A 14,397-nucleotide genomic window follows, 5' to 3' on the forward strand; every position below is an offset into this window, starting at 1 on the left:
TTTATTTCAAGTATGGATTCAACTAAATTCTTCTAAAAAAGTGCATTCTTAAAGTAAGAGGTGCACTTTCTTTTTTATAAATAGCTTGTTAGGGATTATTAGAGAGCTAGTTTGCTCTTAATATTCTCCTCATAGCTTACTTGTTTGGTTTAGAAATGAAGATAAGCTTTTCCTTTTTTAATTGCCAAGCTAGGATAAAGGTTCCAGCAAGTAAGACTAGACAGGTTAGAAAACTTCCTTCTATACCAAACTCCCCACCAGAGATCCAGTTAGCAACCCCTGATTTCCCAGAAACATGGAGTAGGGATTTTCCTGCTTCCTGACCACTTACAGCTACGCCAAAAATATTTCCCTGAGCAAAGTTCCAAGCTCCGTGTAGTCCCGCAACACCCCAAAGATTATCTGTTTTAATCATGTAAAGGGCCATAAAAATTCCTGATAAGGTAATGCAAAGAATAGAAGGAATGGTCACATGATCATTACTTAGATGGAGAACTCCAAAGAGACTTCCTGAGATGGCAATAGCAATAGCTAAGTTGCTTCGCTTATTTATAATAGGTAAGAGCCAACCACGGGTTAAAAGTTCTTCTGTTCCACCCTGGATAAACCAAAAAGGTATGGTAGATAAAACATACAAGATGGCTGACATGGAAAAATCAATCTTATTTAATGTGATTCCTCCAAAGAGATAGACCACCCCTACAGATATAGACAAGATGAGCATTCCTACAGCCCAGCCTTTTAAAATCTCTAAAAATCTATCCTTTCGGAAAAAGCCTAAACTTTTGATTGGTCGTTTTTCATACCATTTGACCCAGGCAAAATTGACCACTGCAATAACTGCAAAAAGTCCAAGCTGAACATGCAGCCCTTCGATAGCATCCAGATAAGGTTCGATATTGACGTGACCATTGCCTATGAAAAGTTTTAATAAGTAAAGAGGTCCTGATAAGAGAAGGTATCCAAGCGTCCCTCCCACATTAATAAAGACATCAACCATGACACAGGCGATAATAATCATTAACCAAGCTGGGAGCTTTTGATAGCGGTTAGTTGGTAATTGTAACATTTTTTTCATTAGCAAATTCTTCCTTCTTTCGATTTTTTCATTAGGTGAAAATTATTTTTATAAATTGTCTTTAAGAGACAACAATTCTCATTTAATACTCCTTATTCTAACATAATTCTTTTAAAAATAGCAGTTGTGTAAAGAGATTTCTCTATAATAAATAAAAGAGCCTTCCCTTCTTAAATGTATTTTAAACTTTCACAAAGCTTGAGAAAGCAGATTTTTAACTTTTAGAGGTAGTTATCCAGTCGCATTATTAAACTTTCAAACAAGAGAACCTCAACGACATTTAAATTCAATCGATGCCGTAATTTTTGGCGGGTCGAGGGGGAATTGTAGACACAGATAGTTTGGTCGCTCATCTGAACAAGAGGGGAATTAAAGGAAGTAACCGCAAGAATTGTTGTATGGCGTTGCTTGGCAGACATGAGAACCTTATTAATGCTGCCGTCACTGCCACTGAGTGAAAAAATTAAAATGACATCCTGGTCTGTAGCAATATCACAGACCCGTTGGATGCTATGCTGTTCATAATAGTCGTTGGACCAAATATTAACTAACTTTAACTTACGATTAAAGTCAGAAGCAACCATCGAGCTAGACCCAATGCCTATACAAAAGACCCTGCGAGCCTTTAAGATATGTTCAGCAAAGAGATTAAAGTCTTCTTCACAAAAGATGTCTAAATTTTGTTGTAAGTTAAGAGATAATTGGTTTTTAAAGTAATCCCAAGATAAAACCTGCTTCTTGTTTTCAGAGTTTTCTTGGGCGCGTTTTGAAAACTGCAAATTATATTTTAATTCACTATAGGATTCATAGCCCATTTTTTTACAGGCCCGAATCACCGTTGATGAAGATAACAATAAATCCTGTGAAATGCTTTTAAGTGTAACATTTTCAATGCTATCTTGCTTTAGTAAGTAATCGATAACTTCCGCTTCACGATTTGATAATAATAAATATTTCTCTTGATAGTTATCAAAAAACATTATACTCCCTCTATTAACCAATAGTTTTCTAATATATTAAGACGCTATGGTTTATTATAGTAAAATTTTACTCTAATAGCAAAATTTTTTAAGAAGAGTAAATTTTTTGAAAAGGCTCTCATACTATTAAAATTTTGTTAAACTAATAGAGTAAATTAAAATTTACCAAAAGGAGATTTTTATGTCAGAGAAAAGTAAATTTGTTGCGGCCTTTGAACAATTTGGTCGTTCCTTCTTGCTCCCGGTGTCGGTTTTGCCAGGTGCAGGGATTATTCAGGGGATTGGAACAGCCTTTACAAATGCCAATACATTGGAGATGTTCCCATTTTTTAAAAATGAAATCTTCCAGTTTGTGATGAAATTTTTCATTACTCTTGGAAGTACTGCTTTTAGTAATTTACCTGTTATTTTTGCGGTAGGTGTGGCTGTAGGTCTAGCACGTCGTGAAAAAGGCTCTGCTGCCTTATCAGGTTTACTTGGTTTCTTAGTGCTTCACTATGTCCTACACTTTTTACTAGCAGAAACAGGGCATTTGGTTAATACCGCCGGGATGCAAAGTGGGGATGCAAAGCTTGCCCTATCAAATGCCATGCAAACAAATGTTCTTGGTATTCAAACCATGGACCTCAGTGTTTTTGGAGGGATAATTGTTGGTATCACAGTTTACTTTGTCCATAAATGGGCTGTTAAACAAGAATTACCTACTATTATTGGTTTCTTCAGTGGACCACGCTTTGTTCCTATCGTTACTATGGTTGTTATGTCAGTTGTAGCTGTTTTACTCTTTTTCATCTGGCCAACTGTGCAAATGGGAATCAGTGCTTTGTCCCTTATGATTTTAAAATCTGGTCCTATCGGAACCTTTCTATATGGGCTTATTGAACGTTCACTCTTACCTTTTGGTCTTCACCACGGGCTTAACTGGCCAGTACGTACTACTGAACTTGGTGGTTCATGGATTATTAATGGTGAACATGTTTCAGGGACAGTTAATGCTTACCTTGCTTCACTTGCTGACCCTTCTATCACATCAATTGATCCTTCTATCACTCGCTTTAATGGTGGTAAGTTCGTCTACTTCATGTTTGGTCTTTCTGGTGCAGCCTTTGCTATGTATAAAACAGCAGCTCCTGCCAAACGTAAAATTGCTGGTTCCCTTTTATTTGCTGCGGCAGCCACTTCTTTCTTGACAGGGATTACAGAACCTATTGAATTCACTTTCTTATTTGTTGCACCGCTTTTATACGCAGCCCACGCTGTTCTTGCAGGTAGCGCCCTCTTTGTGATGCATATGCTTGGCGCTGGTGTTGCTACTCCAACTGGACATGGCTTTATTAACCTAGTGATTTACGGGGTACTTCAAGGGCCTAAAACCCACTGGTGGCTTGTTTTCCTAGTTGGTATTCCTTATTTCTTCCTCTACTACTTTATCTTCAAGTTTATGATTCTTAAATTTGACTTTAAAACGCCTGGACGCGGAGGTGGTGACGAAGAAGTTCGTCTAGCAAGTAAACAAGAGGCTCGTGGTAAGTACGGGCTTAAGATCCAACAAATTGGTAAAGAAGATGGCTCTACGACAAAAGCCCTCAGCAAGCAAGAAAAGACCCACAAACAAGCCCTTGGTCTCATTGAAGCTCACGGTGGAGCTGACAACATCCTAGACGTTAACGCTTGTATCACCCGCTTGAGAATTGACGTCAAGGATAAATCAGTGGTTGATAAAAAAATCATTCAAAGTGATTATGAAGCTATGGGATTTGCTGAAAATGGTATGCAAATGCAATCTATTTATGGCGCTTATGCCAATGTTCTTAAAAATGAAATTCGTGATATTCTAGGTATGGAGGAATAGTAGTGACTGGTAAAATCTTATGCGTAACAGACTTAGACGGCACTTTTGTCAAAGACTCAAAAATCATTTCAGCAAAAGATTTACAGGCTTATGAAAAATTAAAAAAACTGGGGGATTTTGCCCTAGCAACTGGTCGGTCCCTCAAGGAAATACACTATCTAGTTGACAAGTATAAGCTTAACCTACAGCATGCTATTGCCTTTAATGGAGCACTTGTCGAAAGTGGAGATAAGATTATTTTTGCACAAGAAATAGCTAAAAGTGAATTAAATCCACTTTTGGAATATTTAGCTAAAGAAAAATTGATTTTTGATGCTCTTGACAATCAGGCACGTTTAGGAAATTACTGGACAGATGAGAGCGAGCGCCTTTGGGGAATGGAGCTCATTCAATCTAATCAGCCCTTTCACTTATTAGATAATCGTACTATTTATAAAATTAATATTCGACCTGAAAAATCACAAACAGCGCATTATTTAGATGATTTAGGTCAAAGCTTCCTGAATTTAGAAGTCTTTGAAGCGGGTGCCAGACGTATCGAAGTTACCGCCAAGGCTATTTCCAAAGGGTCTGGACTTAAGAAAGTTAAAGGGCCTTATGACTTAACCATAGCATTTGGGGATTCTGGCAATGATTTGGCCCTCTTTGAAGAAGTAGATATTGCTTATTGCATGAGCCATTCTCCACAAGCTGTAAAGGAGAAGGCTGATTATGTGCTTGATACTTTTGCCCAAGCTGTTGACCATTTAGAAGGCATCCTTGCCAAGCAACTTAATCATTATTCCTAAGGAGAGAAAGATAATGTTAAATGGATTTATGAAACGTTTTGGTCTTGATAAAGATCAAGAAAAAACACAGGCTATAGCAGAAGACCTGCTAGCAGTGGCAGATGGTCACGTAATTTCAATTACTGATGTCAAGGACCCTGTTTTTGCCCAAAAAATGATTGGTGATGGCTTTGCCTGCATTCCAGATAATGGCAGTGTCTATTCACCTGTTTCCGGTACAATTACTACTGTTTTCCCAACCAAGCATGCTTATGGGATAACAACTGATCAAGGTCTAGAAGTCCTCATTCACATTGGTATTGACACTGTTAGTCTCAAAGAAGATGCTTTTGTAACCAACCTTAAGAGTGGAGATGCTATTAAAGCAGGGGATTTAATAGCTAGTGTTGACTTAGATATTCTCAAAAAAGAAGAAAAAGACCCTAGTGTGATTGTAATTATCCCAAATTCTCAAGATGTTTCTGAAGTCCAACTACTTAAGACTGGCCTACAAGCTGCCAAGACAAGGGTGGCCCAGGTTAGTCTCAACTCAGTAGACTAATGACTACCCTTATCTTTCTAAATTGAGAAAGATAGTAACTCACAAAAAAGAAGCCTGGATTACTTCTCTGGCTTCTTTTTTTGGCTATTTAATAACAATATTAACTAATTTATTAGGTACTGCAATAACCTTAACAATGGTTTTTCCTGCAATTTCAGCCTGTACTTTGCTATCAGCTAGGGCAAGAGCTTCTAAGTCTTCTTTTGGTAAATCCTTAGCTACCCTTAGTTTAGCTTTAACTTTTCCTTTGATTTGGACAACAATTTCAAGATCATTTTCAACTAATTTGGCAGCATTCCACTGAGGCCAAGCAACATAAGCCAGAGATTCTTCTGACTTGGTCAAAACTTGCCATAATTCTTCACCCAAGTGTGGTGCAAATGGCGCAATTAATTGAACAAAGCCTTTGGCATACTCCACATAAAGTTTTTCTTCTTTATTAGCAGCATTAACAAAAATCATCAACTGAGCAATGGCAGTATTAAACTTCATGGTATCGATGTGTTCTGTGACTGTTTTTACGGTTTCATTGTAAATCTTATCTAGAGCTCCGCTATTGTCAGAAGACATTTCTTTAGTAGTAATCAGACGATAAACACGGTCTAAGAACTTACGGCTACCTTCTAATCCTTCCTCAGACCAGGCAATTGAAGCATCAAGTGGGCCCATGAACATTTCATAGACACGAAGGGTATCAGCACCATATTGCTCAACCACATCATCAGGGTTAACAACATTTTTAAGGGATTTGGACATTTTAGCAGGTGCTTGTTCTAGTTCTTCACCTGTTTCCATGTGGAAGTAAAAACCGTCACGCTTTTCGACCTTATCAGTAGCAACTAGGGCCCCACGGTGGTCACGGTAGCTAGTTCCTAAAATCATTCCTTGGTTGTAAAGTTTTTGGAAGGGTTCTTTGGTAGGAACTACTCCAAGGTCATAGAGAACCTTGTGCCAGAAGCGGGCATAGAGCAGATGAAGAACTGCATGTTCAGCACCACCAATATAAATATCAACTGGTAGCCATTCTTTCAAGAGTTCTGGATCAGCAAGTTGTTTGTCATTATGAGGGTCAATATAGCGCAAATAGTACCAACTTGAACCTGCCCACTGAGGCATGGTATTGGTTTCACGACGTCCTTTAACCCCATCTTCGCGTGTTACTTGAAGCCAATCTGTCAGATTAGCTAAAGGTGACTCACCTGTTCCTGAAGGACGAATATCTTTTGTAACTGGTAAAACAAGAGGAAGCTGTTCTTCTGGAAGAGCTGTTGAGGTCCCATCTTCCCAATGCACAATAGGAATTGGCTCACCCCAGTAACGTTGGCGTGAAAAGAGCCAGTCGCGCAAACGATAAGTTACTTGACCCTGGCCACAACCCTTTTCTTCTAGCCAGCTAATCATTTGTGACATGGCTTCAGCCTTGTCCAAACTATCTAAGAAATCAGAATTAATATGGGGACCATCTTCGGTGTAGGCCGCTTCTTGAACATTGCCACCTTCTAAAACTGGGATAATTTCTAAGTTAAATTGCTTAGCAAACTCCCAATCACGGTTATCATGAGCAGGTACTGCCATAATAGCGCCGGTTCCATAGCTTGCAAGCACATAGTCAGCAATCCAAATTGGGATTTCTTTACCATTAACGGGGTTAATAGCGTAACTTCCAGTCCAAACTCCTGTTTTTTCCTTGGCAAGGTCTGTACGTGCTAGGTCTGATTTTAGGCTGGCTTGTTGTTTATATTCTGACACTACTTGTGCTTGGTCTTTACTTGTAATAGCGTCAACAAGCGCATGCTCAGGTGCTAAAACGGCATAAGTGGCTCCAAATAGGGTGTCAGGACGGGTTGTAAAGACTGTAAAGACTTGGTCAGTGCCCTTAATTTTAAAAGTAACATTAGCCCCTTCAGATTTTCCAATCCAATTGCGTTGCATATCCTTGATAGATTCTGGCCAATCAACTTCTTCCAGATCCTCTAGGAGACGTTCTGCATAGGCAGTAATTTTTAGCATCCACTGGCGCATAGGCTTACGCACAACTGGGTAACCACCTCGTTCTGATGTGCCATCTGGTAAGACTTCTTCATTGGCAATAGCTGTCCCTAGTTCTTCAACCCAGTTGACTGGAACTTCAGCCTCATAGGTCAAGCCTTTTTCATAGAGCTTAGTAAAGATCCATTGTGTCCACTTGTAATAATTCGGATCAGTAGTGTTAATCTCACGGTCCCAATCATAGGAAAAGCCTAGGGCATTAATTTGACGCTTGAAATTGGCAACATTTTCAGCTGTAAAATCCGCTGGGTCATTCCCTGTGTCCATGGCATATTGTTCTGCTGGCAAGCCAAAAGCATCCCAGCCCATTGGATGAAGGACATTGTGGCCTTGTGAGCGTTTGAAGCGACTTAAAATATCAGTTGCTGTGTATCCTTCTGGATGTCCCACGTGCAGGCCTGCTCCTGAAGGATAAGGAAACATGTCTAGGGCATAAAATTTTGGTTTACTCGTATCTGTTCCTGTTTTGAAGGTATGATTTTTCGCCCAATAGTTTTGCCATTTAGGTTCAATTTCTTTATGATTGTAAAATGTCATATGGATTCTCCCATGTAAAAAATCTAGTTCTTTCTATTATAGCATAAATAATGATGCATTATAGTAGTAATTAAGAACAATAACTCTATCTCTCGGTAATCACTTCTGCTCAGAAAAACAAAGCTGTAAGATTAGTCATTAAATACCTTTTCTATTTTAAGGATATGCCTGCTTGGAGCTTTTGTCTTCTGCTCAATGACCTCTTCTTGCCTTAACTGCTTGATAGTATCTTTAATTGTTTTTTTAGGGTAGTGTGCTGATAAAATAGCAATAATGTCATTGTCTCTAATACCGTCTTTGGAATTATCTACAAAAACTGTTGACTGAAATACTAAATATAAGATTCTTTTTTGTAACTCTGATCTCTCTTTTAAATTATCTAACTTGGTAGAGAAATTATCTAACAGGGATTTTTTATCTTCAAGTATGGAAATAATATCATCTTGACCTTCTTTCAGCATTTGTAAAATAGTTATTACAAAAAATGTGCCCTCTGCTTTATTATCATAGTCTCCAGTTGTTTTAAAGGCTTTATAATATTTTTTCTTGTTTTCTTTAATTTTCTGTGATATTACGAGACCCGAAAAAATATCCAATTTTCGTGATAAGTATCTTGATAAAATATAACGCCCAGTACGCCCATTACCGTCATAAAAAGGGTGAACATTTTCAAAAAAGAAATGTGATAAACTGGCTTTTATTAGAAATGGAACTGTTCTATCATTTATAAAACTAATCCAACTCGACAGCATAATAAGTATTGTTTTTTCTTCTGTTGGTGGTAGATGCTCTAACTTACCTGTATTCTCATCAAGAATATTAATATAGCCATCTCGAAATAAGTAACCATCTAGTGCATTATCTCCTTCTATCTCACCATCAGTTAAATTATCATAAATCTCTCTAATTATATTGATACTATCTATCCTCAAATCCTCTTGAGTAATAATATCATGATACATTCGAACTGTAGATAGTAGTCTAATCTTATGATTTTTACCCTTTTGTGATAGAGCCTTAAATGCTTCAGAAACCTCTTTACGTGTTGTTTTTACCCCTTCTATTTCATTAGTATCAATAATAGATTTATATAATTGTTCTTTGTAAAACTGCTCTTTAGCAATAGCTGGCAGAGCATTAGCAAGTTCTTTAATAGTATTTGAATTTTCCTGTATTTGTTGCGATAATAGTTGTACCTCAAGCAGAGGCACAACAAAGAGGGGATAATCTCTTTCTTTTGGTAGATCTCTTTTCATCAAACTAGGATACATTTCAGTTTTTATCACACCTATAGTAGAAAATCTTTTTTGATATTCTTGTTTATTGTCATCATTATTGTTATATTTTACTATTTTTAATTCTTTATAGTCCATAATGCCCTCAACTTTTTAAAATATGCCTTATTTTCAAAAAGTTTATCATATATTTCGATATTTAACAACATAATATGGTACTTTTAAAAAAGTAGTAAACATAGGTTTTACACTATCTGTGTCTGTCTTTAAAAAAACTCTACTTATTTAGTCATAAGCAGAGTTTTTCTTTTTCTAATTAAAGAATATCTAAATGAAGAAATCGTCTCAGGTTCTTAGTTTAATTTAATAACTGTGGTTTGTTTTCGAGTTCTTCAATTTTACTTGAAGTGAGTTTCTGATAGTCTTCTTCTTTAATGGTATTGACAATTACCTTATCAGCAATCACAATACTGTTAATAGGCTTATAGATCGTTCCATCCTTGCCTGCAACCTGATTATCCAAACCTACTCTTTTATCCAGAGGTTTTTCTAAAATTAAATGATCATCATAGAAATAAAGTACTTTTAATCCATATTGACTATTATAGTCAATAGAATGTTGTTGCTTAAGCCAGTTTTTAAAATCATTATATTTGACCACAACATAACGTTCTTTAATCACGTCTGTATTTTTTTGTTCCACATACTCTTTTTTAGACATGTCATATTTAGCTTCTGCCTTTTGACGTTTCGCAATTGTATGTTCAAAGCTTTTGTTATCGCTTGCCTCTTGCATAAAAAGCATATCACGGCTATGGCGTGGAAGACTATAAGTGTCACGAATAACCTCAGATGAGAGGCGTTTGACAATAACCCATGGATTCGTTGGGTCTTTGACTGTTCGTTCGTCTAAAAGTTTTTGGGCATAACCAGTAAGGTCCTTTGAAGTCAAGACATAACCCACTGGTAGAGTTGTGGTTATCCCTTGGGGATTTGACTTTTCTTCATTATTTAAATCACTTGGAAGATGTTGAGTGTCATCACTCATGTTAGCCTGAAAAAGACCTTCTTGAATGTCTTGACCATTTTCATCCTCATATAAAAAGTCTGCTAGGTAGGTCATTTCCACCGAATCGGCAGGATTTGTAATGGACTTATCAAAGGGTTTAACATGTACCTGTCCTCCCAGTTGAAATTTAAAGGCAGGTGCTTTATCTTTACTGCTACTATGGTTTTCTCCAATATAAATAAGATCGTCTTTATTATTCAATTGAGTTTTATAGTTACTCAATTGAATTTGATCATCATCTAAATAAGTTTTCTTATCACCTAATCGGATTTTTTTATCATCAACGTCATTAGTCAAAATAAGGTCGTCGATATTTGTTACGCTGTAATAGTCACCTGAGCCATCATAATGCTCATTTATTTTGCTTTCAATGCGATTACGTAATTCTTCTTTAGAGATATAGTCCTCTAGTAAAGTGTGATCAATAAAGGGTACTAATTGTAGAGTTTCCTTAGTGTTAGCATCAAGGGCATCGACATTGATACTAACAAAACGACTTGTAGGTTCGTCAACGAGTGACGACATGGCACTTGGTTGTGGTTCCTCCTCAGTTGATATGGCTAAGACCGGAGTCGCGATACATATTGTTAAGCTAGTAACAATACTTGTCAACAGTAATTTTGATGTCTTTAAGCTTATCATAAATATTCCTCCTTAATGATATAATATATAAAAGATTAAAAATTTTCCAAAAAATGCCCAAATCATTTCTTTGTATATTATTGAAATAACTGATTTTTCACTTGAGGAAGACACAAAAAACCTAACCCCTTTAGCATTTAGGAATCAGGTTTTTCTTTATGAGCTAGTAAATATAAAATCGCCCTTTAGGGAGCTAGCTAATTAGAAAGCTCTGCGATTTGATACAATTCAACTTCAGCAATTGTTTCTGAACCAAACATATTAAGCATTAGTTTAACCTTGTTATTTTCAATTTCGACAACACGGCCTTCTTGACCCATGAAGGCACCATCAATAATCTGTACCATGTCACCTTCTTTGATATTGGTATCAAAGACATCAATGGTTTGCCCCATAGATAATAAGATAGCACGAATCTCTTCTTCAAGAAGTGGAGTAGGTTTTGAACGGTTACCATGAGAGCCTACAAAGCCTGTTACGTTTGGTGTGTTACGCACAACAAACCAAGCTTCATCTGTCATAACCATTTCGACAAGTACATAACCTGGAAAACGGTTTTCTTCAATTTCCTTAGTTTGACCATTTTTTTCAACATTTACTGTTTGTGTGGGAATTTCAACACGAAGGATATTATCCATCATATTATAAGTTTGTGCACGAAGCAAGAGGTTTTCTTTTACTTTATTTTCATAGCCTGAGTAAGTTTGGAGTACAAACCAGCCTTTGTCAAATGAATCTAGCATAATTTTCCTTTCATTATAAAAAAGCCTTTAGCGGGCTTTGACAGTGATTTCATTACCTTCATTATAATAGAAGACTTAAGGTCTGTCAACGATTTCACAAATAAGGATAAAATAAAAAGCCAGGTTTCCCCGGCTCATACTTATTTTTAGAAAAAATTGATTATTGACAAGATACCTTTTGAAAGCACTTGGTCAAAGAAATAAATGATAACGGTAAAGAAAGCAGTGTACTCAAGTACTGAGATAAAATCTTTCCAACGTTGTTTTCTATTTGGCCAAGTCGTATCCTTTAAAAGCTTGAAAATACCAGTGGTAAATTTCATCAGATTCTCCTCTAACGTGTTTCTTTATGTAATGAGTATTTTTTACAATGTTTACAAAATTTATTTACTTCTAGTCGTGTCGGTTTAGGCGTACTACTCACTGAAATAGAGTAGTTTCGGCTTCCACAATCTACACACGCTAGGCTTGCTTTTTTCTGTGCCATAACGCCCTCCGTAGTCCATATTCTAACATGAATTTCTCATTTACGCAAGTTATCTAAAATAGTCAATGATGCCATTCCATAGATCCTGGGCCTTTTCTCGTAAGCCTGATTCATCGACAGCGTCTGATAGTGATTTAGACGCTTCTTGGGCTGATTTTCTAAGGCCTTCTATAATGTCATGTGACTCCTGTGCGTTTTCACTATTAGCTTCATTGATACCATAAACAGCTGAAATCCCATTTTGTGCATAGGCATTGTCAACATGGAATTGACTCCCTTTAGTGTAAGGTAAGATGTAGGAAGCTTGAGTGCTAAAGATTGCAGAAGCAGTTCCTGCACTTGAGTCTGACAGATAGTGTTGCTCATCCGTTTTATTAAAGCCTATCCACTGACTGATTACAACATCTGGTGTGTAGCCAATAACCCACTGGTCACCAGACAAATCAGGATTGAACTCTGTTTCTGTCGTTCCTGTTTTACCAGCCAAGGTATAGCCATAAACATTGGCATTGACAGCTGAACCATTTGAAAAAGTTCCAAGCATCATGCTTGTCATCTTATCTGCTACCGTTTGACTGACCACGCGCTTGGCTTGATCACTATGTTTTTTGATGACCTTACCATTAGCTGTTTCAATTTTAGTAATAAAGTGAGCATTATGCATAACTCCTTTATTAGCAAAGGCAGAGTAAGCTTGGGCCATTTGAAGAGGATTTGTTGTGATACTGCCACCTAATGCAATCCCTAACTCCTTATTGGCACTGTCCATATCCAGACCAAACTTTTTACCATAAGCAAGAGCTTTATCAATACCTAATTCTTTTACCGTAGCTACTGCTGGTATATTATAAGAATTAGCTAGCGCTTGGTACATAGGCACATCTTCTGACTCATAATTGCCATAGTTATGGGGTTTATAGCCATCAAAATCCCTGATTGTATTAGGAAGTTTTTTATCAATTGACCAACCGGAAGCTAGGGCAGGAGCATAGACTATCAAAGGTTTAATACTTGAAGCAGGGCTCCGCTTTGCTTGGGTTGCATAGTTAAAACTTCTAAACCCTTGCTGTCCATTACTATTGACTCGACCGACTAGGCCTCTTACGCCTCCTGTTTTAGGGTCTAGGGCCACACTAGCTCCCTGGGCCATTTCCCCATCATAGGCAGAAACAGGAAAGAGGCTTGCTGTATTAAAGGTTGTTTGCATGCCTGTTTGATAGTTCTGATCCAGTTCTGTATAAATCTTATAGCCATTATTAACCAGATCCTTCTCTGAGATGCCATAATTAGAAATGGCTTCATTAATCACAGCATCAAAATAAGAAGGGTATTTATAGTCGTTTGACTTACCAACATAGGTATTTGCCAAGCGATTTCCCATGCCTACTGCTTGGGCTTGATTAGCCTGGTCTTGACTAATTTTTTTAGCATCGACCATGACTGATAAAACAGTATCTCTTCGATGGGTAGCATTTTCAATAGAATAATAAGGATTATAAATTTCAGGACCTTTTAACATGCCTGCTAGGGTAGCTGCTTCATCTAGACTTAAATTAGCAGCACTGGTTCCAAAATATTTTTGGCTAGCATCTTCGACACCCCAGACACCATTTCCAAAATAAGAATTATTAAGATACATGGTTAGGATTTCTTTTTTACTGTATTTTTTAGTAAGTTCTAGGGCTAGAAAAAACTCCCGAGCTTTCCGCTTAATAGTCTGCTCCTGAGAGAGATAGGCATTTTTGGCCAGCTGCTGGGTAATGGTTGACCCACCCCCGAAACGTCCCAAGGTAATAGTGGCAAGGAAAAACCTTTTGAGATTGATTCCCTTGTTTTCATAGAAAGTTCTATCTTCAGTAGCTATCACAGCATTTTCCAGATCATCTGAAATAGCATCTAACTCTACATAGGTACCCTTTTGTCCAGAAAGACTGCCTGCCTGCTCTGCATTCTTATCATAAATCAGCGTCGTAGCCTTCAAAGCATTTTGTAAGTCAGAGACCTTTGCTGTCTTTGAAAGGTAAAAGAGATACGAGCCCATAATCAGGATAAAAGTCCCCACTATAAGAAGGAGGATTTTCCCTATATGATAGCGCCGCCAAAAACGCCTAATCGGATTTTGCGGAGAAGGCAAGATAGCTTCCAACTTGGCTAACCATTTAGGGAGCTGTTTTTCTTCCTTTTCAGAGGCATAATTGCTGCGCTGAAACACCCTTTTGCTGGTCTGGATAGCTGCCGCGTCCATATCCTCAGAAAAACTCTTATTTTCATAAGAGTCCTGATAAGTCTTCTCTGACCTGCTAGCTTCCTTTAATCTTTGTTTTTCCGCATACTTTTTCGGAAAAAACTTCTTTTGCAATAATTGTAAAAATGTCATAGTTTTATTATACCATTTA

The 14,397-nt window shown here is 37.3% G+C and carries 12 protein-coding genes; 3 read left to right on the forward strand and 9 right to left on the reverse strand.

The window, feature by feature from the left end; translation table 11 throughout:
• Positions 1-136: 136 nt before the first annotated feature.
• Entirely contained in the window at positions 137-1,084 is a 948-nt protein-coding gene (locus tag A3GU_RS0104675) for a CPBP family intramembrane glutamic endopeptidase (RefSeq protein ID WP_026216448.1), read from the reverse strand.
• Between the two features lie 215 nt (positions 1,085-1,299).
• Positions 1,300-2,058 carry a MurR/RpiR family transcriptional regulator gene (locus A3GU_RS0104680; protein WP_018366389.1) on the reverse strand — a complete coding sequence of 253 codons (759 nt, stop codon included), beginning with the start codon at positions 2,056-2,058 and terminating at the stop codon, positions 1,300-1,302.
• A 181-nt stretch (positions 2,059-2,239) separates the two neighbouring features.
• Between A3GU_RS0104680 and A3GU_RS0104685 the strand changes: the two genes are divergently transcribed.
• From A3GU_RS0104685 to A3GU_RS0104695, 3 genes are read left to right on the forward strand one after another with little or no spacing between them, the layout of a single operon-like run.
• Complete coding sequence (locus A3GU_RS0104685; RefSeq protein ID WP_018366390.1) at positions 2,240-3,910, forward strand: PTS transporter subunit EIIC; 1,671 nt, start codon at positions 2,240-2,242, stop codon at positions 3,908-3,910.
• Positions 3,911-3,912: 2 nt separating this feature from the next.
• Positions 3,913-4,698: an HAD-IIB family hydrolase gene (locus A3GU_RS0104690; protein WP_018366391.1), complete on the forward strand. Its 786-nt coding sequence runs from the start codon at positions 3,913-3,915 to the stop codon at positions 4,696-4,698.
• 13 nt (positions 4,699-4,711) lie between these two features.
• Complete coding sequence (locus A3GU_RS0104695) at positions 4,712-5,239, forward strand: PTS sugar transporter subunit IIA (RefSeq protein WP_018366392.1); 528 nt, start codon at positions 4,712-4,714, stop codon at positions 5,237-5,239.
• A gap of 84 nt (positions 5,240-5,323) precedes the next feature.
• Here the strand turns inward: A3GU_RS0104695 and leuS are convergent, their stop codons facing one another.
• The 7 genes from leuS to pbp2a form a co-directional block, all read right to left on the reverse strand.
• Positions 5,324-7,825 carry a leucine--tRNA ligase gene (gene leuS / locus A3GU_RS0104700; protein ID WP_018366393.1) on the reverse strand — a complete coding sequence of 834 codons (2,502 nt, stop codon included), beginning with the start codon at positions 7,823-7,825 and terminating at the stop codon, positions 5,324-5,326.
• A gap of 131 nt (positions 7,826-7,956) precedes the next feature.
• Positions 7,957-9,198, reverse strand: coding sequence for a Fic family protein (locus A3GU_RS0104705; RefSeq protein WP_018366394.1), 1,242 nt, complete (start codon positions 9,196-9,198; stop codon positions 7,957-7,959).
• A 220-nt stretch (positions 9,199-9,418) separates the two neighbouring features.
• Positions 9,419-10,771 (reverse strand): hypothetical protein, encoded by a 1,353-nt coding sequence (locus A3GU_RS0104710; RefSeq protein WP_018366395.1) that lies wholly within the window; start codon positions 10,769-10,771, stop codon positions 9,419-9,421.
• Positions 10,772-10,968: 197 nt separating this feature from the next.
• Complete coding sequence (gene nusG / locus A3GU_RS0104715; RefSeq protein WP_018366396.1) at positions 10,969-11,514, reverse strand: transcription termination/antitermination protein NusG; 546 nt, start codon at positions 11,512-11,514, stop codon at positions 10,969-10,971.
• Between the two features lie 146 nt (positions 11,515-11,660).
• Positions 11,661-11,837, reverse strand: a complete 177-nt coding sequence (gene secE, locus A3GU_RS0104720) for a preprotein translocase subunit SecE (protein ID WP_018366397.1) — start codon at positions 11,835-11,837, stop codon at positions 11,661-11,663.
• Positions 11,838-11,848: 11 nt separating this feature from the next.
• Positions 11,849-12,001 (reverse strand): 50S ribosomal protein L33, encoded by a 153-nt coding sequence (rpmG, locus tag A3GU_RS10020; RefSeq protein ID WP_083906200.1) that lies wholly within the window; start codon positions 11,999-12,001, stop codon positions 11,849-11,851.
• A gap of 49 nt (positions 12,002-12,050) precedes the next feature.
• Entirely contained in the window at positions 12,051-14,378 is a 2,328-nt protein-coding gene (gene pbp2a, locus A3GU_RS0104725) for a penicillin-binding protein PBP2A (protein ID WP_018366398.1), read from the reverse strand.
• Positions 14,379-14,397: the final 19 nt, after the last annotated feature.

The organism is Streptococcus didelphis DSM 15616 (assembly GCF_000380005.1).
Classification (GTDB): domain Bacteria; phylum Bacillota; class Bacilli; order Lactobacillales; family Streptococcaceae; genus Streptococcus; species Streptococcus didelphis.